Below are 21499 nucleotides of genomic sequence, written 5' to 3'. Positions count from 1 at the left end.
ATTCCCTTTAAACTACTTTATTCTATTTAAAATTTCTACATATGCGTCTTTTACATTTCCCATATCTCTTCTAAATCTATCTTTATCTAACTTTTCACCAGTTGTAGCATCCCAAAATCTACAAGTATCAGGAGAAATTTCATCTGCTAAAACAACTTCACCAGTTTTAGTTCTACCAAATTCGATTTTAAAGTCTATTAAGTTTATATTTTGTTTTTTGAAGAATGCTTTTAATAAATCATTTATTTTTCTTGTCATATCATAAATAACTTCAAGTTCTTCAAAAGTTGTAGCACCAATTCCTACAGCATGATAGTCATTTATAAGAGGATCTCCAAGGCTATCATCTTTATAAGAAAGTTCTAAAACTGTTGTTTTAAGAGCAAAGCCCTCTTCAAGACCAAGTCTTTTTGCCATACTTCCAGCAGCTACATTTCTTACTATAACTTCTAAAGGTATAATTTCTACTCTTTCACAAAGTTGCTCTCTCTCATTTAATTTTTCTATAAAATGAGTTCTAATTCCATTTTCTTTAAGCATTTCAAAAATAACAGTTGTTATAGCATTATTAAGAATTCCCTTATCATCAATCTCAGCTTTTTTCTCACCATTAAATGCTGTTGCATCATCTTTGTAATATACTATTACCTTATCTGCGTCATCTGTACTAAATATTCTTTTTGCTTTTCCCTCATATAACATTTCTCTTGCTACCATTATAAATCTACTCCTTCACCGTTTTCTTCTATAAATTTAACTTTCATATTTGTTCTATATAAATTCAACTTTTCTTTTATATCCTCATACTTTATAGAAAGCATTTGAACTGCTAACATTCCTGCATTATAACTATTATTTATACCTACAGTTGCAACTGGTATTGCTTTTGGCATTTGAACTATTGAATATAAAGAATCAAGTCCACCAATTGCTCCATTTATTGGAATACCTATAACTGGCATAGTAGTCTTTGATGCAATTACTCCCGGTAGATGTGCTGCAAGCCCTGCTCCAGCTATAACTACTTCACATCCTGCTTTTTCTGCATTTATTAAAGTTTCTTCAAGCTTTTCAGGAACTCTATGTGCCGATAATATATATGCCTTATATTCTACCCCAAATTCCTTTAAAGCATTAGCTGCACCTCTCATAACTTCAGTATCTGATTTACTTCCAAAAAATATTGCTACTTTCATTAACGATTCCTCCTAATAAAATTAATTGATTAATTGAAAAATTTATATAATATCTACATTTATATTACTTAACATAATATAAATGTAGATTAATTATTTATTTAAAGTAATTTACACCAGCTTCAAATATTTTAGAATCGAAATCTCCTATAACATTCTTATAAAGATTCTCTCCAATTCTCTCTGAGTGTCCCATCTTCCCTAAAACTCTGCCATCAATACTTGTTATACCTTCTATAGCCATAACTGATCCATTAGGATTAAATGGCATATCTAAACTTGCCTTTCCATCTAAATCAACATATTGTGTTGCAACTTGTCCATTTTCAATAAGCTTAGCTATTACATCTTCACTTGCAAAAAATCTTCCTTCACCATGTGAAATTGCTACGTTATAAGTATCTGAAACTTCAGTATTATAAAGCCAAGGTGATTTGTTTGAACATATTTTAGTTCTAACTATAGAACTCATATGCCTTCCTATATTGTTATAAGTTAAAGTTGGCATAGTTTCATCAAGCTCAACTATCTTTCCATATGGTACAAGTCCAAGTTTTATAAGAGCTTGGAATCCATTGCATATACCAATCATTAATCCATCCCTATTCTCTAGTAAATCTGTTACTGCCTCTTTAATATTTTCATTTCTAAAAATAGTTGCAATAAACTTTGCAGAACCATCTGGCTCATCCCCAGCTGAGAACCCACCTGGTAACATTACTATTTGAGATTTTCTTATTTCTTTTTCAAGATTTTCAAGTGACTCTGCTAATGCTTCTGGTGTTAAATTCCTAAATACAAGTTCTGTTACACAAGCTCCTGCTTTTTCAAAAGCTTTTCTGCTATCATATTCACAGTTAGTACCAGGGAATACCGGAATTAAAACTCTTGGGATTAAAACTTTATTTTTAGCTTTAAGCTTCTTAACCGATTCAAATTCTATATTTTCTGCAAAAGTTTCAGTTTTTTTAGTTTCTGATTTAAATACAGTTTCTAATTTTTCACTTAAACTTCCTATAAGTTCATCAATTTCAAAAACTTCTGATAAAATATTAATTTTCATCTCTGAATTTGTTGTTGCTACAACTTTATATTCTAATTCTTTAATACTCTCTAAATTAAAATCTTTGCTTACTTCTATAATCATTGATCCATAATTTCTTTCAAATAACTCATCTGAAGTAATCTCACCATTTATATCAAATCCAATTTTATTACCTATAGACATTTTCACTAAAGCTTCTAGCATTCCACCACTTTTAATTGAATTTAATGCTAATATTTTCCCTGCTTTATTTAAACTTTCTACAACTATAAGCATTTTCTTAAATTCATCCATATTTAAAAGACTATCTTCTTCTCTTTTAACTTTTAATTCTATAACTTTAGAATTTTCATTTTTAAATTCTGGAGATTTTATAAACTCTGCTTTATCAGTAGTTACTGCAAAAGCTACAAGAGTTGGAGGTACATCAAGATTTCCAAAACTTCCTGACATTGAATCTTTACCACCAATAGCTGGTATTAATAACTCTTTTTGAACTTTATAAGCTCCCATTAATGCTGCAAAAGGTTTCCCCCATCTAGCCTTATCAGTTCCTAATTTTTCAAAATATTCTTGAAGTGTTAGTCTAACCTTTTCATAACTTCCACCAATAGAAACAACCTTTGTCACTGCTTCTATTATGCTATAATACGCTCCATGATATGGACTCCAACTAGCTATTTCTGGATTAAGTCCTGATGTCATAATTGAACAATCATTCGTATATCCATCCATTAATGGTATTTTACAAGCCATTCCTTCTGCTGGAGTAAGCTGATACTTTCCACCAAACGGCATAAGTATTGTTCCTGTTCCTATAGTACTATCAAATCTTTCTACAAGACCCTTTTGTAATGATATATTTAAATCTTTAAGTGAATTTGTTATTCTTTCTCTAAGTTCTAAATCAGAGCTTGGAGTAAAGTAATCAAAATTATCACTTGGAGCTTTAACATATATATCAGTATGTTGTCTTGCGCCATTTGTATTTAAAAACTCTCTTTTCAAATTAACTATATTTTCATTATTCCAGAACATTCTCATGTATCCTGTATCGGTAACTTTCGCTACTTCTGTTGCTTCTAAATTTTCTGCATTTGAAATTTCTATAAATCTCTTTGCATCTTCTTTTTTAACAACTACAGCCATTCTTTCTTGTGACTCTGATATTGCAAGTTCAGTTCCATCAAGCCCTGCGTATTTCTTAGGTACTAAATCTAAATTAATATCTAATGAATCACAAAGTTCTCCGATTGCAACTGAAACTCCACCAGCGCCAAAATCATTACACCTTTTTATAAGCCTTGTTATTTCTTTATTTCTAAATAACCTTTGTATCTTTCTTTCCGTTGGTGCATTTCCTTTTTGAACCTCTGCCCCACATAGTTCTATTGATAGTTCACTATGTTCTTTTGATGAACCTGTTGCACCACCACAACCATCTCTACCAGTTTTTCCACCAAGAAGTATTATTACATCTCCAGCAACTGGAACTTCTCTTAAAACATTTTCTTTTGGTGCTGCTCCAAGAACTGCCCCAACTTCCATTCTTTTTGCAATATATCCATTATGATAAATTTCTCTAACCTCACCTGTTGCAAGACCAATCTGATTTCCATATGAGCTATATCCATTAGCTGCTCCAAGAGTTATCTTTCTTTGTGATAACTTACCATCAATCGTATCACTAACCTTAACAGTAGGATCTCCACATCCAGTTATTCTCATTGCTTGATATACATACGTTCTTCCTGAAAGTGGATCTCTTATTGCTCCACCAAGACAAGTAGCTGCTCCACCAAATGGTTCTATTTCTGTTGGATGGTTATGAGTTTCATTTTTAAACATTAATAGATACTCTTCCATCCCTTTATCTGTTTCTATCTCTATATTAATTGAACATGCATTTATCTCTTCTGAAATATCTAAGTCATTTAATATTCCTCTTTTTCTCATTTCTTTCATTGATATAACTGCCATATCCATAAATGTCATATCTCTATTTTTATCTTCATATACAAAACTTCTACTTACTTTATAATCTTCAAACGATTTTTTTAAAGACTCTGTATATTTACTTTCTTCTATCTCAACTTTATCTATGCTTGTCTCAAATGTTGTATGTCTACAATGATCCGACCAATAAGTATCTATAACCTTTATTTCTGTTATAGTAGGATTTCTTTTTTCTGATTTAAAATAATCTTGAATCATTTTTATATCTTCAAGACTCATAGCAAGTCCTAACTCTTTATGGAAATCTCCAAGACTTTTTAAATCTAAAGTTATAAAATCATTTAGTATTTCTACTGAATTTGGAACTAAATAATTTTCTTCAAACTCGCTACTTAAATAATCAACTTCTTTAGAATCTACATTATTGATATAATATTTTTTTATTTTATCAACTTCATCTGATGTTAAACTTCCTTTTAGTATAAGAACTTTTGAACTTTTAATTTTAATTTTTCTTCCCTTATTTAAAATTGCAAAACATTCACTTGCTGCATCAGCTCTTTGATCATACTGCCCTGGTAAATATTCTACTGCAAATGCAATTTCATCATCATTTAAAAATATCTTTTCCTTATTTAGTGTATCTACCGTAGGCTCGTATAAAATACTTTCTATACTATCAACATCTTGACCATTTACAATATATTTATTTAAAAGCCTAACCTCTAAAAGTTTATCTATTGCTAGGTTCTTTTTAAAATCTTCTAACAACCCTTTCGCTTCAATATCAAACCCTTTTTTCTTTTCAACATAAAATAAACTTAACATAGCAACCCCCATTCACGAATTTTAAAATATTTTTTATACTTATTGTTCGTGTTATAAATACATATTACCACTTACTTCCTTTAAGGTCAAACGTTTTTTGCAAAAAGAAAGCATATAATTCGTGTTTTGAATTATATGCTTTCTTTTTTATTTAATTATATGTTTTTATTCAATTATATATTTCTTTTCTACCAAACTATTAGAGATTATTGGTGACATTTCTAATTTAAATTTATCTTCTTTATCATAATTTTCAAAATCTATAATAGTAACATTCATATTAGGTTTTCCAACTACTCCTACCGGTCTTGCTTCATTAAATATTATTGGTCTTTCCTTAAAAGACCTAATAAAAGCTCTAGCTACATCATATATAACATTTTTATGAATTTCTCTAGTTACTCCAAGCCCTTGAACATTTCCAACTGGAAGTATTCCAACTGTCATATCTTTATGTGCTTTATACTTAGCTCCATACCCAACCGTATCGCCTGATTTAACTTGATATATTGAAACTGCTTTAGCATAATAATCAAAAACTTTCTTTATGCCAACACTTGCACCAATATAACCATATAGTATATTTCCAGCCCTAGCTGCAGTTGTAAAACTAGCTGCACCTCTTAATTTATTACTTATTATCCCACTAGATGCAAGGCAGTGAATATATTCAACTTCTCCTATATACTTTTCTGAACAAGTTCTAAATACCTCAATTTGCTTTAATGTATATTCTTCATCAGCAGTCTTATGTAAATGTGTGTATATTCCTTCTATTTTAATATTTTTATAATTATCCTTTAACTCCTTAATAAAGCCATCCAACTCTGTAGGCTTTATTCCCATTCTATTCATACCACTATCAATATATATATGAACCCTATATTCCTCATCTTTTTCTATGAAATTTAAAACTTCTTTATTATCTATACTTAAAATCAAATTTTTTCTATTAGCCTTAAAACAACTTTCCTGACATAATGGAGATAATATAAGAACTTCAGTATCACTGCTAATCTTATTTGCCTCTTCCATATCAGCTACTGCTATTATGTCAACCTTATCTGCTAAAAACTTTGCAACTTCAGTTAAACCAAGACCATATGCATCACCTTTAACAACTCCTATTAACTTTTTTTCTCCAATTATCTTTTTTATAATTTCTATATTTTTTTCTAATCTATTTAGATAAACTTCACACCAAAAATTCATATTTTAATCCTTTCAAACCTCTTTTTCATTAGTATTATTTAATATAATTATAGCATACCATGAAAAAAATTTCATTATCCTCAATTTTGATATTATTTTCTAAATTTATATCATCTTATTAATTTTTAACATTTAAACTTTTTTTAATCATATTTCTTTTTACTTATTATATATTAAAAATCTCTAAAATATTTTCACCTTTAAATATTAACTCAAAAAAGTATATTTGTAATAGAAACTTCTACTACAAATATACTTTTATACTTTATTCTTCTGCTTGAACTTTATATTTCCCTCTTGGATTATTTTCAAATTTATATAAACCAGTATCATCTGACTTTGTTTCTTTAACCTTAACATAAGTCCCATCAACAATTTCATATAGAAGATTAATATTTATATTTGCTTTATTTTCTTCTATTATATAGCCATATATCATATTTTCTATTGATTTTAATATTAATGATAAAAATGAACATTTTTCATTAAATTTTATTTTAAACTTTCTATTTTTAAATTCATTTGCTGATATTCTAAGTATATATTCACCATAATTTATTTTAATACTTCCAATTCCACAGAAATTTGTTCTTAGCACATAGAAATTATCATCATTTTTTATTTCTATTTTTGCATTATATATTGGAGTTCCTATTTCACTGCTTATACACAAAACCAAACATCCATCATTATTCATAAGCTACCTCTTTAAATTGATATCATTAATTATATGTATCAATGTATACAAAAGATAACCTATTTATAGATATCTACTATCATTCCCTGTATTTCATCTACAGTTCCTGCTACCTTCAAATTATCTTTTTCTGCTTTTAATAATTCAACTGTAAGATTTTCCAGTTTTTCATCTATTGTCTCAACAGTTATAAAATATTGAGTTTGCCAAAAACTTGTATTATTTTTTATCTTATACATATGTGCTAAAACTTCTTTTAAATAATCTTTTATGAGCCTTTTGTATGCCCTTACATCTCCATATGATTTATTTAAAATTAATCTATCACCCTTAGATTTTATATCTTTTATCATTTTTTGTAACTCTTCATTTGATTTTCTATCTTTTGCATCATTAAAATTTTGTGAAAACTCCTTTTTTGCATTTATTTTTGAATCTTCTTTTTTAAACTCTGTTCTTTGATTTCTTTCAGTACCTCTAATCTCCATATTTCCCCTCCAAATACATTTCTTATAAATAATATTACATCAATTAATTAAATTCATCAAATAAAAAAAAGATGTCTTTTCAGACATCTTAAACTAACTCAGTTTCACCTTGTACTATTAATTTAGTTCCAGTTTCATCTTGTGTTATTAATTTAGCTCTCATTAAACCACCAAGTGACATTTTAAAGTATTTTTTAGAACACTTAAATACATCTTTAATAGCTTCTGGTGAACTTTTATCATATAATTTCATTTGACCACCATTATTTTTTAAATACTCTAAAATTTCAGTTTCAAGTTTCCCTTTTTCTTCAAGCTTTTTAGCTCTTAATCTTAATGTTACAATACCATCTTCATATATTCTGCTTATTGTTCCTGTTACTGTATCACCAATCTTAAAATTCTCATAGAACTCTTTAGTAAGTACAGCACCTTTATACTTATTATCTATAGCAATACTAAGTGATCCATTTGTTTGGAACCCATAAATTATTCCTGTAGCTTCTGCATTAAGCTCTGCATCTTCCATATAATCTAAATCTCTATCAACATCAGTTGTTGCTGCAAGTCTTCCTGTTTTATCAACATATATGTATAGTAAATAAGATTTCCCTACTTCTAAAGTATACTTTTGCTCTTTAAATGGAATTAAAATATCTCTCTCTAAACCTAAATCTGCAAAAGCTCCTATTTTCTCATTTAATTCTTTTATAGTAAGTACAGCTAAATCACCAACTACTGCAAGTGGTTTCTTCTCTGTTGCAATTAATCTATCTGCTGAATCTCTATAAATAAATGCTTCTATTTCATCACCAATTTTAACATCGTTTGTTAGTATGTTATTGTTAGGTATTAATATATCATCATCAGTACTTGATGTTTTAGCTCCTAAAAACATTCCAAATGCAGATTGTCTAACAACCTCTAATTTATTATAATCTCCGATTTTTATCATAAAATCCTCCTGTTTAAACACATTTTTATTCTTAAGTTATAAGATAATTTTTATTTGAATAAACTTATATATAAGACTTACCCAAATAAACAAGTTTTCATATGTGCTTTTAAATATCTATCATATAATATTAACCTTGTTTATTTAAAATGTAAAGTTTTAAAACAATAATAACCTCAAAGGTAGGTGTACTATTTGAACAAAAAAAATTCTACTGATGTAAATAATAATTTTAATATAGAAAATCTCAAGTTTTTTTATGGAGTTCCTCATTGCCATACCACTTTATCAACTGGTAAAGCTTCTCCAAGTGAGTGTATTGAACTTGCATATAAAAATGATTTAGATTTTGTTATAATTACTGACCACAACTCATATTTTGCTGATAATATAAAACTTAATAAATGGTCTAATTTAAATAAGTTAATAACTAAATATAATAAAAAATATTCAAATTTTTTAATTTTACAAGGTTTTGAAACTCATACTAAGTCATTTGGACATCTTAATATTATAAATTCACCAAACTATTTTCTAGGTACTATTGATTCTATAGAATCTTTAATTATTTGGTGTTCTAAAGATACCGATACTATTGTTGCTATAAATCATCCAAATAACTCAGCACTTTCAATTCCATATTCAGAAACAAATAATAATTTTATTAAAACAATTGAACTTGGAAATGGTATCTTCAATAAAAAATATACTAAACATGATAAGATCTACTACTCAATGCTTGATAGAGGTTGGAAACTTGCTGCTATAAATAGTCAAGATAATCATAAACTTAATATAGGTAAAGAAGAAAATTTAACTTGTGTTATAGCAAATTCACTATCTAATAAAGATATAGTATCTTCACTCAAAAATCATTTTTCATTTTCTACAGAATCTAAATCACTCAAAATGTTTTTTACAATTAATATGAATATAATGGGTAGTACTTTAAAATCAACTGAAAATGAAACTTTAAACTTTTTCATTAACACTCTTGATGTAAATAGAAAAATTTCCAAACTACAAATTATTACTTCTAATAATACCATTGTAAAAGAACTTTTAAACATTGACCTTCACACTGTAAAATTTATGTTTGAGAAAAAAGCTTCACAAACAGAATTATGGTATGTGGTTAAAGTAGTGTTAAATGATAAACGAGAAGGCATAACTTCTCCAATATTTATAGATTTCAATTAAAAAAACATGATTTTAAGCAACTTTGCTCAAAATCATGTTTTTAATCTTTTTAATCTTTTTAATCTTTTTAATAATTATATTCAGTTTCAACTCTTAAATGAACATACCAAGTATTCCGTTAAGATCAGCCATCTTACCTTCTCCAATAGCTCTAAACTGCCATTCTGACCCTTGTCTATATAACTCAGCAAATATCATTGAAGTTGCTGTTGAAGCATCATCTTTTAACACAAATCTACATAATTCTGAGTTAGTAGCACCATTCATAAGTCTAACATATGAATCATTAATCATTCCAAATGTTTGTCTTCTATTTGCTGCATCATGAATATTTACTATAAATACAATTTTTTGTACGTCTGATCTTACCTGTGATAAATCTATTTTAATTTCTTCATCATCACCCTCACCAGCACCTGTTCTGTTATCACTACCAAGTTGTACCCCTTGTACTGATTTATTATTAAAGAAGATTACATCACTTCCACCATTTTGTAACTTACCATTACTATTTAACATAACTGCTGATATATCTACATCAAAACCTACACCATGCTGTGATACATCCCATCCTGCCCCTAGAATAACGTTTGTAAGTCCTGGTTCTCTTTTTGTTAAATCTAATATATCATTTTTTTGTAAGTTCACTATCGGCATAGCAGAACCCATTGATTGTTGTTGCTGTTGCATTCCACCAAAACCACTTCCTAAATTAATTCCCATCTATATTGCCTCCATTTCTAATTTAATATTTATATGTCTATATTATACCATTATATTTCCTACTCATAAAATCTTTAATTTTTTAAAACTACAGCATATTAAAAATCCTTTTACTAGTTTACCCATTAAATATATTTTAATTAAAAAGTTATTTTCCCTCTAATATTTTTTTCAATCTTTCTATCTCTAAATCTTTTTCATCTAATAATTCTATATGTTTTTTATCTTTTTCCAAAAGTTCATTACTTAAACTATTTATAAGTGATGCCATCTCATCAGCACTACCTATAATTCTATTAAATAGCAAAATATTAGATTTTAATATATCAGGAATATTATCATGTGAATATCTAAGCCTATGATCTATCTCTCCATAACCTTCCTCAAATATTGTTCTAACTTGTATTTCCGCTATAATTTTATTAGTTCTAGTATAATTAAGTTCCACTAAATAATGAACTGACCTATATCCTGACGGTCTAGATCTTACTTCAATATCTAAATCATTAAACTTCTCAGTATTATCTCCTGCTCTAACATTTGCTGTAATCTCTATAACCTTCCAAGTATCATTAATAAAGTTATGAATTTGTTCCCATTCATCTTTAAAAATATGCATTACCCTAACACCAATTATGTCATTTATTTCTTCTTTATAATTTTCTACTGTAAATTTAAAATTATCTCCATATTTATTTTTCCTATCCACTGTCTTTCTAATTATTTTTTCAACAAGTCTATCACTTTGTTTAATTCTAGATTTAACCGTATGAATATTAGGATTGCCCCTTAATATATTAGCTATAAATTCAGCTTGATTTTCATATGAGCTTCGTGAATTAATATAATTAATATAAATTTCTCCAAGTTCTTCTAGATCTATATTATTTTCTTCTATAATTTTTTCAGTGCTAGGATATTTTTGTAACACTTCTTGCAATTTTAAAATTCTCTCCATAATTATCTCCTCTTATGCTAGAAACTATATTTCATAATATAAAAAATAGCCCCTGAAGGGCTATTCTTTTATTTTTTATTATTTTTAACCCTATTAGGTTTAGCTTTTGACTTAATTACTACTTTTTTCTCTGCTTTTTTAATACTTGGATTACCATCTTTATGAACATCAAAGAACCAGAAGAATAGTATTGCTGCTATTCCCATTAAAGGCATCTTAATTAAATCTATAACTCCACCTGTTCCTGGAACTAAAAATGATGCTGCTAAAAATATTGCTGCTATTGCTAACAATATCCATTTATTAACTCTTATTTTACTAAATACATATCTACTAAGTAACATATACGCTACAAAAATTAAAATAGCAAACCCAACCGTTATCAGTATAACTTTTAACATTTCAAACATATTGTCCCCTCCTTAATTATTCTTATCTTAATTTTAGATGAATTTGCTATTATTTTCAACAAAAAATTTATTTTTCCACATTATATTTACCAATATCTAGGTTATTTTTTAAATTTTATTAATTTTTTATCAATTTTATTAATTTTTTTCGAGTTTTTTATAACTTTGTCTTTAAAAATTCATAAATATTTGATAGAATAATAATGTCAAAAAATATTATATACGAGGTGATTTTATGTCTTTATCAAATTCAATGCACTTAGATGAACTAGACTTACAAATATTAGATATACTGATCAAAGATTGTAGAACTCCATATCTTGAGATAGCAAGAATCTGCCACGTTTCTGGTGGTACAATTCATGTTAGAATGAAGAAAATGGAGGATCTTGGCATAATAAAAGGAACTAGAATCCTTTTAAATCTTTCAAAACTAGGTTACGATGTTACTTGTTTTGTTGGAATATATGTTGACTGTACGTCATCTTACAACGAAATATTTGATAAACTTTCAGCAATTAAAGAAATTGTAGAGCTTCACTTAATAACTGGTGCTTACACTATCTTTGCTAAGTTAGTTTGCAAAAGTATTTCAGATTTACAAGATATTTTATTAAATAAGGTTAATATAATAGATGGTATCAACAGAACTGATACATTTATCTCATTATCTCAACCAATCGATAGAAATATTAGACTTTAATATAATCTCCAAATAAGCATAGTACAAATTACTTGTACTATGCTTATTTTTTTTATTCGCTTTTTTTAGTTTATCCATTTTCAAAAAAATTATGCTAAGTATTTAAAACACTTAGCATAAACTCATATTATAATTCTTTTATGATATCAAATAACTCTAACGCTGCTTTTCTAGGTCCTTCTTTTTCAAGTCCCTGTATAGCAAGACATGTATTAATTTCTCCAACTTTAATATTATTTTCAAACATTTTATTGAAGTATCTATCTAAAAGAACATCACATTCTTTACTTTTTTGTGCTGGTCCAAATGGATTTGCAAAGTATGATTCTACAAGACCAAGCTCCGTAGTTGTTCCTTTTGCTACTCTAGCACCTTTTCTAAATGTATCAATAGCCTCTTCTGCTGTATTAAAGTAACTAATAGACTTTTTACCATCTCTTATATCAGTATAATTATTAGCATATAAGAATAAATCTACTTTATACCCTGCCATAATTTCCTCATATGAAGCTACTGGTATTACAAGTCTTGCATTAATTTTATCAGGATTCATAAATATACTTCTATCAATTTCTTTAAAAGCATATCCAGGATCTAAATCATCAAGTCTAACAAATGCTCCAATTTCAGTTCCATATCCTATAACTTCATTATTTTCAATTTTAATACTTCCCATATCATCAAAAACAATTGTCATTTCACTAATATAATCTTCACTAAGTGTTCTAAACGCCTCTAAACTTTCTGATTTACCAGCTCCACTATCACCCATTATGATAATATTTGCTTCTTTTCCTGTTTTAAGAAGTATCTTAACCATTGCACCATGTATTGGTAAATTACCTCTTTCCAGCATCATAAGGTTATGAAGTGTTAATATCATCTTTTTCATATATCCAAAGTAATCTACATCTTCACTATAATTTACATATCCAACCATTAAATCATTTTTTGTATCTTTATAGAATACATTTCTGTTTTCTCCACCATTTTTATCTCCATAAGCATAAATAATATCAGGTTTTTTACCTCTATATTCTGATGGCTTTGCCATTTCAAATAAGTTGCATAAAGTTATTCCATGTGACATTAGATCTCTATGGAAGTAGACATGTGCAAGAAGTCCTCCAACTTTTATTGGATAACAGAACCAATGCTCTTCATTTATACTCATACCTTTTATTGGATTTTCAAAAGTTTCACTAAACATTCCATCTCTTGTATTTCTCTTAGGATATGTTATAAATGGTGTTTCAAGTGATATAGAATCTATAAAGTTTATTTTTTCTAAAACTTCATATCCTGTAGGTATTGGCCATATAACATCATTAAGCATTATACAAGCATTTCCACCAGCTGGAACCTGTCTATAAACTCTTGGACTCTCATTTAAAAGATTTTTTGTTATTCTTCTATAAAATCTTAATATAAGTTGTGAAAATGAAGTATTTGCTTCTGCAAAACTTACTGCTGCAATTCCAGCCTTAACTTTATTATTATGCATAACAGTATATCTTTCTAATTTTCTCCAAAATGAATATATATCTTCTATAACAGCTAAAAGTTTTGTCTCAACTTCTAATAACTGCTCATACTTAGAATTAACTGATATAACTTCTTCTGATTTCATCATACTTAATAATTTAAATGCCCCTATTAATTCCATTCTAATTAGTTTTATGTCTTCAGTTTTAAATGCTTCCTTTAAAAATTTAAAGTTATTTGTATTTTTATCCTTTGTCTTTGTTAAATAAGCCTCTACAATTCTTGTAAACCCATGGCTATTCATTATCGACTCAAAACTATCACAATATTTTGCTGTGAAGTTAATTGTTGCCTTATCATTACTTAAAGAAAATTCTTTTCTCATAACCTGTTACCCCCTATTTTCCAAACATTATATTTTTTTTCTAAAAATTCATTCTTGTTTTGTTTTTATAAGTATAACATTACTTTTGCAATTTTTCAAAATATTTTTTTCATTTTCTTTTTATTTTTTAAACTTATTGGGCTTTTATCAAACTTTTTATCAAATTTGTGATTTTATTATATTAACTTATTGCAAATATTGTTTTTTTGACATGCACCCTTATATTTCTTATTTTTTCTTAATATTTGTCTTTATTATATTAAAATTAAAACGCATACATTTTAAAAATGTATGCGCTTTATGCTAATTATTCAAATTTCTCTCTATTTGATCATGTATTATTACAGCTAAATCTTTTTGCTCTTCCTTGCTGAGATTTTCAACATATATAGGTTTTCCATATATTACTTTTATTTTTACTTGCTTAAATTTTTTATTTTCTTCATAAGCTGCATAAGTACCATCAACTGTAACTGGAATAACAGGAACCTTAGCTCTTATAGCAAGTTTTAAACTTCCTGACTTAAACTCTTGTATTTTTCCATTTTTAGATCTTGTCCCCTCTGGATATATACCTAGTGAAAATCCATTAGTTAAATGCTGCACACCTTCTTTTATAACTCTTACAGCATCTCTTGGATCTTCCCTATCTATACCTACACTATGGCATAACTTTATCCATCTTCCCATTATAGGAACTTTAAATAATTCTTTTTTTGCAATAAACCCAATTGTTCTATTAGCTCCAAGCATCAATGCTGGTATATCTAATATTCCTTGATGATTTCCAACAAATAAACAATGTTCATCTGGAATGTTCTCTTGTCCTATAAATTCAACTTCAGATCCAATAACTTTAAAAGTAAATGCACACCAATTTTGAACTGCTTTATGCTTGTACTCTTCTGCCGCTGCTTGACCTTTAAATTTAGTAACCATAGGAACCATTAAACTTTCTATAAAGAACCAAACCATATAGATTAAATATCTTACTATCAATATACCATATTTTAATTTTTGAAAAATTTTATTCATTTTCATTCTCCTTTTATCAATATATCTATATTATACTTCATATTTTATATTTTTTTCATAATTTCACACTTTACTAAATGTTATTTTACATTTACAATATTTGTAAATGTAAAATGAGGTGATAGTATGATAAAATTTTTTATTCTAATTTTTACTTTTCTATCTATATCTTTATCTTTAACATCCTGCTCTAAATCTAATAATTTGCTACAAGTACACTTTATAGATATCGGACAAGGAGATGCAACCTTACTAGAATATAATAATATTAATTTATTAATTGATTCTGGTCCAAATTCATCTGAAGAAAAACTCCTAAAATACCTTGAACTAAATAATATAAATAAAATTGATTACTTAATAGCAACCCATCCCCATGAAGATCATATAGGTAATATGGATGCTATTTTAAAAAGTATTGAAGTTGAAAATTTTTTAGCTCCAAAATCTATTTATGAAACAGAAGATTTTTATAATATGCTAAAAGAAATTAAAAATAATAATTTAAAGATAGATATTTTAAGAAAAGGGAGCAATCAAATAATTATAGATTCAAATATTAATATAGAAATACTATCTCCCTCAAAAGAAAACTATGAAAACACAAATAATTTCTCACCAATGATTAAACTTACTCATCAAAATAACTCTTTTTTATTTACAGGTGATGCAGAAATTGAGGCTGAACAAGAAGTTATGAATCTTGATATTGATATTGATGTATTAAAAGTTGGACATCATGGAAGTTCATCTTCTTCATCAACAGAGTTCTTAAATGCTACAACACCTAAAATTTCAGTAATATCCTGTGGCATACAAAATCAATTTTCTCATCCACATAAACAAACATTAGAAAGCCTAACTGATATAAACTCCAAAATTTATAGAACTGATGAAGATGGCACTATCTTATTAATTAGTGATGGCTTAAAAATAAGTGAAAAAAATAAGCACTAATATATTTTTAGTGCTTATCTTCATTATTAATGAAATTATTATTTTTTTCTATATCATTTAGCTCTAATGTTTTTTCTTCAAGCAACCTTTTTTCTTCTGCAAGTCTTAAAGCTTCTTTTCTTTCAATTTCAATTATAGCATTCCACCCTACTAATATATGGAACAAATTCACAACGTCTTGCTCATTATATATTAATATTTTTTCAATTTTCTCTTTTGGCATCCTTTTAAAGTATTCTTTATCCTTTAAAACTTTATGGAATGTTTTAGCTAAATTAGAACCTGATATAAGTTCACCTTCTCTTATAATTCCAAACTTCTTTTCAAGTGCTTTTAATCCAACACCCTTCTTAAATGTACTCTCATAAACCTTCTGAATATCTACTGAAGTGAAATAATCACTAAAATTAAAGTTTATTCCGTATTTTTCAAATAAAAAGTTTATGACAGTAAAGTCATTATTACCAGAAAACGTAACTATATATTTTTTCTTTTTATTAGCACATACATCTATAAAATACTTTTTAGCTAAATATAAAACATCTTTAGCTTCACTTTTATTTTCTATCATATATTGAGTTACTTTTATAACATTAGTTTTTTCATCATAATAACAAGCTCCAAAAACACCAACACATTTTGGCTTTTTATACACATAATGCTCTAAATCAAAATAAATAGCATTCTTATATATTTCTTCATGCTTACCAAATTTTAATGAAAGCTCAGTATTAAAATCTCCTACTTCTACATCTCTCTCTCTTATAATCACCTTATCACTCTTTTCCGATTCAAATTTAGGACTTAATAAAGATATTATAACACTATATTCTTTAATAGTCGTCAATTAATTTTATTTATTATCAATATAAATAAAATCCTATGCTTTATTTTAATCTTCTAGCAATAACTTGTATACATTTTGTTAAAATAATATTATCATTTGTTTTATTTTATTAAACAAATTGACATATTTAATTTCATTTGATATTATGTACTTACTGATAATTAGTTTCAATAAGGAGGGGTTATTATGAATGTAACAAAACTTAAAATTGGGGAAATTGGGGAAGTTAGTCATGTTAATGGAAATGAAAAACTTGCAAAAAGACTACTAGCTTTGGGGTTTGTTAATGGGACAAGCATCAAACTAAAAAGAAAAGCTCCATTTAGTGGTGATCCTATAATAATTAGTATAAGAGGATTTGATATCGCCATTAGAAAGCAAGATGCTAAAAGCATTTTTTTAAAATAATCTAAATAATTCAATTTAAGGAGATTTAACAAATGAAGACAATAGCACTGATAGGTAATCCCAATGTTGGGAAAACTACTTTATTCAATGCACTTACTGGTTCAAACCAACATGTAGGGAACTGGGCAGGGGTAACAGTTGATAAAAAAGAAGGTTTCTTTGAGGATAATAAAATAATTGATTTACCAGGTATTTATGCAATGGATGCATTTTCTAATGAAGAAAAAATATCTAAAAAATTTATTGAAGAAGGTAATGTAGATGTACTAGTTAATATAGTTGATGCATCTAATCTTGATAGAAACTTATATCTTACACTTCAACTCAAACAATTTAACAAACCTATTATATTAGTTATTAATATGATTGATGTAGCTGAAAAAAAAGGGATTTCTATTGATTTTAAAAAAATAGAAGAGAATTTTAATGTTAAAGTTATTCCTATGTCACTTACAAAAACTATTGGAATTAATGAACTAAAAACTGAATTTAAAAATACTGATTTTTCTAGTTACCTAGATACAAAAACTTATAATTTTAAAGATGAAGAAGATACATATAAGTACATAGAAAAAAAACTTTCTAATAGTTATATTAGAGATACTAGCAAAGGTTCTACTAAACTTACAGAACATATCGATTCTATAGTTTTAAATCCATTCTTTGCATATCCACTATTTTTATTAATATTATATGTAGTATTCCAATTTACATTTACATGGGTTGGACAACCTCTATCTGATATGCTTGCTAATTGGGTTGATAGTGGTATTATGCCATTTGTAACTCACATGCTTGCTGGAAGCTCTAGTTGGTTCACATCACTAATTGTTGATGGTATCATCTCAGGTGTTGGTGGAATCATTGCATTCTTACCACTTATAGTATCTTTATACTTCTGTATATTTTTACTTGAAGAAAGTGGATATATGGCAAGAGTTGCTTTCCTTATGGATGGTCTTATGAGAAAAATGGGACTTTCAGGTAAAGCTTTTATAACTATGACAATGGGATTTGGTTGTTCTGTTCCAGCTATAACATCTGCTAGAAGTCTTGAAAGTGAAAAAGATAGAAAACTAGCTGCACTACTTGCGCCACTTATGTCATGTAACGCAAGATTACCTGTATATGTAATCTTTGCATCAGTTTATTTTCCACTACATAGTAGTCTTGTAGTTGTATCAATGTACATTATTGGTATAGTTGTTGCTTTCCTATGTGGACTAGCCCTTAAAAATACAGTATTTAGAAAAGATGATGAACCATTCATTGTTGAACTTCCTGAATATAAAATTCCTAGTGCTAAAAATGTATATAAACAAATTTCTAGTAAGAGTAAATCTTTCTTAGTTAAAGCCGGAACTATCATATTTGCAATGAGTGTTCTTATATGGTTCCTTCAAAGTTTTAACTTCTCAGGTTTAACTACAAATGTAGGGGATAGCTTCCTTCAATCAATTGGAGCATTTATATCACCATTCTTTGCACCACTTGGTTTCGGAAATTGGCAAGCTTCTGTTTCATTACTTGCTGGTATAATGGCTAAAGAAACAGTTATCTCAACAATGGAAGTTATCTATAAAGGTGACCTACATGTAATGTTAGCTCACCACTTTACAGAACTTTCAGCGTATTCATTTATGATATTCGTACTTTTATACACACCTTGCGTAAGTGTTATAGGTGTTATGAAAAAAGAGTTTGGAACTAAATTTACATTAATCTCATTTGTATTCCAAATAGTACTTGCTTGGGTTTGTGCTTTCTTAATTTATAATATTGGATTAATGATACTTTAACTAAAGATAAAGGAGTAATTTAAATGATACAAATTATAGTAACTATCATCATCGCATTAGCTGTAATATATATATTATTCAAAAATATAAAAAAATCAGCTAAAGGAGATTGTGCATGTAATGGTACATGTGCCGCTAAATGTCCTAAAAAAGAAAACTCAAATTGTAGTTCAAATATTCAGATGAAACCTAAAAATGATTTAAATCATAAATAAAAGAAATCCCACTTAGAAAATTTCTTTCTAAGTGGGATTTTTATTATCTATTCATATTACATTTCTTCAACAACATCTACTGCTATTAATGAAAGTGAATTTTTAATAACTTGTGCTGCTGCTTTAATTAAAGCAAGTCTTGCAGCTTTTAATGATTCATCTTCAACATTTAATACACTATGTGCATTATAGAACTTGTTAAAAGCTTTAGCTACATCAATTGAATATCGAGTAATAATTGATGGTTCAAGTTTATCTATTGCACCAAGTACTGCTTTATGGAATCCTTCTAATGTCTTACAAAGTTCAAATTCTTCTTTAGTTGTAAGCTTTGTAAAATCAGCTTCTACTGAAACTTCTCCTGCTCTTCTTACTATACTTTTAGCTCTTGCATAAGCATATTGAACATATGGAGCTGTTTCTCCATCAAAGCTTAACATCTCTTTCCAATTGAAAGTTATATCCTTCTCTCTTGAGTTTTTAAGATATGTGAATACTATAGCACCTATACCTATTTTCTTAGCTACGTCTTCTTTATTTGCTAAAGTAGGATTTTTTTCTTCAATAAGTTCTTTAGCATTCTCAATAGCATTATTTAATAATTCTTCTAAAAGAACTACATCACCTTTTCTTGTTGAAAGTTTTTTATCAGCAAACTTAACAACTCCAAATGGAATATGAACACAATCCTTAGCCCATTCTTCTCCTGCAAGTTCTAAAGTTTTAAATACTTGCTTAAAGTGAAGTATTTGATCTTTACCAACTACATATATACATTTATCAAAGTCATAATGTTCTTTTCTATATCTAGCTGCTGCTAAATCTCTTGTAGCATAAATTGAAGCTCCATCAGATTTTACAACAAGACATGGAGGCATATTATAATCCTCAAGCATTACAACTTTAGCACCATTACTCTCTTCTAATATTCCTCTTTCTTCTAGGAACTTAGATACATCTTCAAGTTTATCATTATAGAAACTTTCTCCTGCCCATGAATCAAAATCAACATTTAAAATTTCATATATTTTATTAAATTCTTTTAATGATAAATCTTTAAATCTATTCCATAAAGCAACTTCTTCTTCATATCCATCTTCAAGTCTTTTGAAGTATCTTCTTCCTTCATCATCAAGTTCTGGATGTTCTTTTGCTTCATAATAGAATTTAACATATATTCTTAAAAGCTCACTTATTGGATCTTTCTCTAAAGCTTCTTCATCTCCCCACATTTTATAAGCTACTATAAGCTTACCAAACTGAGTTCCCCAGTCACCAAGGTGATTTATTCTTGTTGGGTCATATCCATCAAATTTTAAAGTTTTATATAATGAATTACCAATTGCAGTAGTAAATAAATGTCCTACATGGAATGGCTTTGCTATATTAGGAGATGAATACTCAACGATATATTTCTTACCTGCTCCTTCTGTACCTGAACCATATTGATCCTCTTCATTTAAAACTTTTTCTATTATTGTTTTATTAAATGATGTTTTATCTAAGAAGAAGTTTATATATGGTCCTAAAGCTTCAACTTTTTCAAATCCTTCTTTATTTATCTCAGTAGCAAGATCTGCTGCTATCATATTAGGAGCTTTTCTCATAACCTTTGATAATTGGAAGCATGGGAATGCAAAATCACCCATATCACTTTTTGGTGGGACTTCTACTAATCCCTCTATTTTATCTAACTCTAAACCTACTAACTCTTTTAGTCTTTTTGCTACAAATTCTTTATAATTCATAAAAACTACTTCCTCCTAACTATTTTTTTGTATAAAAAAACGCCTTCTTATTTTATTTTACTTAAAAAATAAATAAGAGACGAATATAATCCGCGGTACCACTCTAATTGATGTAACATCCACTTTAATAATTAACGCATATATACGGCTATTTAAAAACTTATATCATATAAGCTTATAGCATCTCATAGGTTTCTATTTCATTTAAAATATTCCTTAGGACTTCCACTCTACTCCTACTCGCTTTAA

20 protein-coding genes and 1 other annotated feature (1 of these 21 running past the window's edge) are annotated in these 21499 nt (G+C 27.8%); of the genes, 6 read left to right on the top strand and 14 right to left on the bottom strand.

What is annotated here, in order from left to right; translation table 11 throughout:
* Positions 1-12: 12 nt before the first annotated feature.
* The 7 genes from purC to Q0V15_RS02195 form a co-directional block, all read right to left on the bottom strand.
* Positions 13-717, bottom strand: a complete 705-nt coding sequence (purC, locus tag Q0V15_RS02225; protein ID WP_297435570.1) for a phosphoribosylaminoimidazolesuccinocarboxamide synthase — start codon at positions 715-717, stop codon at positions 13-15.
* A complete protein-coding gene (gene purE, locus Q0V15_RS02220) occupies positions 717-1196 on the bottom strand; it encodes a 5-(carboxyamino)imidazole ribonucleotide mutase (protein ID WP_297435568.1) in 480 nt (159 codons plus the stop codon). The genes purC and purE overlap by 1 nt, the downstream gene beginning before the upstream one ends.
* Before the next feature lie 97 nt (positions 1197-1293).
* On the bottom strand, positions 1294-5025 hold the full coding sequence (locus Q0V15_RS02215; RefSeq protein ID WP_297435567.1) for a phosphoribosylformylglycinamidine synthase: 3732 nt from the start codon (positions 5023-5025) through the stop codon (positions 1294-1296).
* Between the two features lie 165 nt (positions 5026-5190).
* Positions 5191-6237 (bottom strand): alanine racemase, encoded by a 1047-nt coding sequence (gene alr / locus Q0V15_RS02210; protein ID WP_297435565.1) that lies wholly within the window; start codon positions 6235-6237, stop codon positions 5191-5193.
* A gap of 265 nt (positions 6238-6502) precedes the next feature.
* Positions 6503-6934 (bottom strand): hypothetical protein, encoded by a 432-nt coding sequence (locus Q0V15_RS02205; RefSeq protein WP_297435563.1) that lies wholly within the window; start codon positions 6932-6934, stop codon positions 6503-6505.
* Between the two features lie 59 nt (positions 6935-6993).
* Positions 6994-7422 carry a YaaR family protein gene (locus tag Q0V15_RS02200; RefSeq protein WP_297435561.1) on the bottom strand — a complete coding sequence of 143 codons (429 nt, stop codon included), beginning with the start codon at positions 7420-7422 and terminating at the stop codon, positions 6994-6996.
* A gap of 88 nt (positions 7423-7510) precedes the next feature.
* On the bottom strand, positions 7511-8377 hold the full coding sequence (locus tag Q0V15_RS02195) for a S1 RNA-binding domain-containing protein (protein WP_297435559.1): 867 nt from the start codon (positions 8375-8377) through the stop codon (positions 7511-7513).
* A gap of 195 nt (positions 8378-8572) precedes the next feature.
* On the opposite strand from Q0V15_RS02195, the gene Q0V15_RS02190 reads away from it, so the two are divergent.
* Positions 8573-9577, top strand: coding sequence for a CehA/McbA family metallohydrolase (locus Q0V15_RS02190; protein ID WP_297435555.1), 1005 nt, complete (start codon positions 8573-8575; stop codon positions 9575-9577).
* 93 nt (positions 9578-9670) lie between these two features.
* Here Q0V15_RS02190 and Q0V15_RS02185 read toward each other — a convergent pair whose 3' ends face one another.
* The 3 genes from Q0V15_RS02185 to Q0V15_RS02175 all read right to left on the bottom strand — a co-directional run bounded on the left by Q0V15_RS02185 (position 9671) and on the right by Q0V15_RS02175 (position 11668).
* Positions 9671-10300, bottom strand: coding sequence for a TerD family protein (locus Q0V15_RS02185; protein ID WP_297435553.1), 630 nt, complete (start codon positions 10298-10300; stop codon positions 9671-9673).
* A gap of 148 nt (positions 10301-10448) precedes the next feature.
* On the bottom strand, positions 10449-11258 hold the full coding sequence (locus Q0V15_RS02180; protein WP_297435551.1) for a GTP pyrophosphokinase: 810 nt from the start codon (positions 11256-11258) through the stop codon (positions 10449-10451).
* A gap of 68 nt (positions 11259-11326) precedes the next feature.
* Complete coding sequence (locus Q0V15_RS02175; RefSeq protein ID WP_297435549.1) at positions 11327-11668, bottom strand: hypothetical protein; 342 nt, start codon at positions 11666-11668, stop codon at positions 11327-11329.
* Between the two features lie 235 nt (positions 11669-11903).
* Between Q0V15_RS02175 and Q0V15_RS02170 the strand changes: the two genes are divergently transcribed.
* Positions 11904-12371: an Lrp/AsnC ligand binding domain-containing protein gene (locus Q0V15_RS02170; protein WP_297435548.1), complete on the top strand. Its 468-nt coding sequence runs from the start codon at positions 11904-11906 to the stop codon at positions 12369-12371.
* Positions 12372-12498: 127 nt separating this feature from the next.
* Here Q0V15_RS02170 and Q0V15_RS02165 read toward each other — a convergent pair whose 3' ends face one another.
* Positions 12499-14241, bottom strand: coding sequence for a phosphoenolpyruvate carboxykinase (locus tag Q0V15_RS02165; RefSeq protein ID WP_297435546.1), 1743 nt, complete (start codon positions 14239-14241; stop codon positions 12499-12501).
* Positions 14242-14544: 303 nt separating this feature from the next.
* Entirely contained in the window at positions 14545-15276 is a 732-nt protein-coding gene (locus Q0V15_RS02160; protein ID WP_297435544.1) for a 1-acyl-sn-glycerol-3-phosphate acyltransferase, read from the bottom strand.
* A 126-nt stretch (positions 15277-15402) separates the two neighbouring features.
* On the opposite strand from Q0V15_RS02160, the gene Q0V15_RS02155 reads away from it, so the two are divergent.
* The gene (locus Q0V15_RS02155; protein ID WP_297435542.1) at positions 15403-16233 is read left to right on the top strand and encodes a ComEC/Rec2 family competence protein; all 831 of its coding nucleotides are present in this window, start codon (positions 15403-15405) and stop codon (positions 16231-16233) included.
* Between the two features lie 7 nt (positions 16234-16240).
* On the opposite strand, the gene Q0V15_RS02150 is transcribed toward Q0V15_RS02155, so the two are convergent.
* On the bottom strand, positions 16241-17005 hold the full coding sequence (locus Q0V15_RS02150) for a ribonuclease H-like domain-containing protein (RefSeq protein ID WP_297435540.1): 765 nt from the start codon (positions 17003-17005) through the stop codon (positions 16241-16243).
* 261 nt (positions 17006-17266) lie between these two features.
* Between Q0V15_RS02150 and Q0V15_RS02145 the strand changes: the two genes are divergently transcribed.
* Genes Q0V15_RS02145 through Q0V15_RS02135 form a run of 3 tightly spaced genes read left to right on the top strand, consistent with a single transcriptional unit; the run spans position 17267 to position 19502 of the window.
* Positions 17267-17488, top strand: a complete 222-nt coding sequence (locus Q0V15_RS02145) for a ferrous iron transport protein A (RefSeq protein WP_297435538.1) — start codon at positions 17267-17269, stop codon at positions 17486-17488.
* Between the two features lie 32 nt (positions 17489-17520).
* Positions 17521-19287, top strand: a complete 1767-nt coding sequence (feoB, locus tag Q0V15_RS02140) for a ferrous iron transport protein B (protein WP_297435536.1) — start codon at positions 17521-17523, stop codon at positions 19285-19287.
* Between the two features lie 23 nt (positions 19288-19310).
* Positions 19311-19502: a FeoB-associated Cys-rich membrane protein gene (locus tag Q0V15_RS02135; RefSeq protein ID WP_297435534.1), complete on the top strand. Its 192-nt coding sequence runs from the start codon at positions 19311-19313 to the stop codon at positions 19500-19502.
* A 56-nt stretch (positions 19503-19558) separates the two neighbouring features.
* Here Q0V15_RS02135 and argS read toward each other — a convergent pair whose 3' ends face one another.
* Positions 19559-21250: an arginine--tRNA ligase gene (gene argS / locus Q0V15_RS02130; RefSeq protein ID WP_297435532.1), complete on the bottom strand. Its 1692-nt coding sequence runs from the start codon at positions 21248-21250 to the stop codon at positions 19559-19561.
* Between the two features lie 72 nt (positions 21251-21322).
* Positions 21323-21499 (bottom strand) — a binding site (T-box leader) (it continues 38 nt past the right edge of the window).

The sequence above is a fragment of the uncultured Clostridium sp. genome (assembly GCF_947036855.1).
Lineage (GTDB): Bacteria > Bacillota > Clostridia > Clostridiales > Clostridiaceae > Sarcina.
Note: the sequence above shows the minus strand (reverse complement) of the source record. Positions and strands in the feature narration are given on the sequence as shown.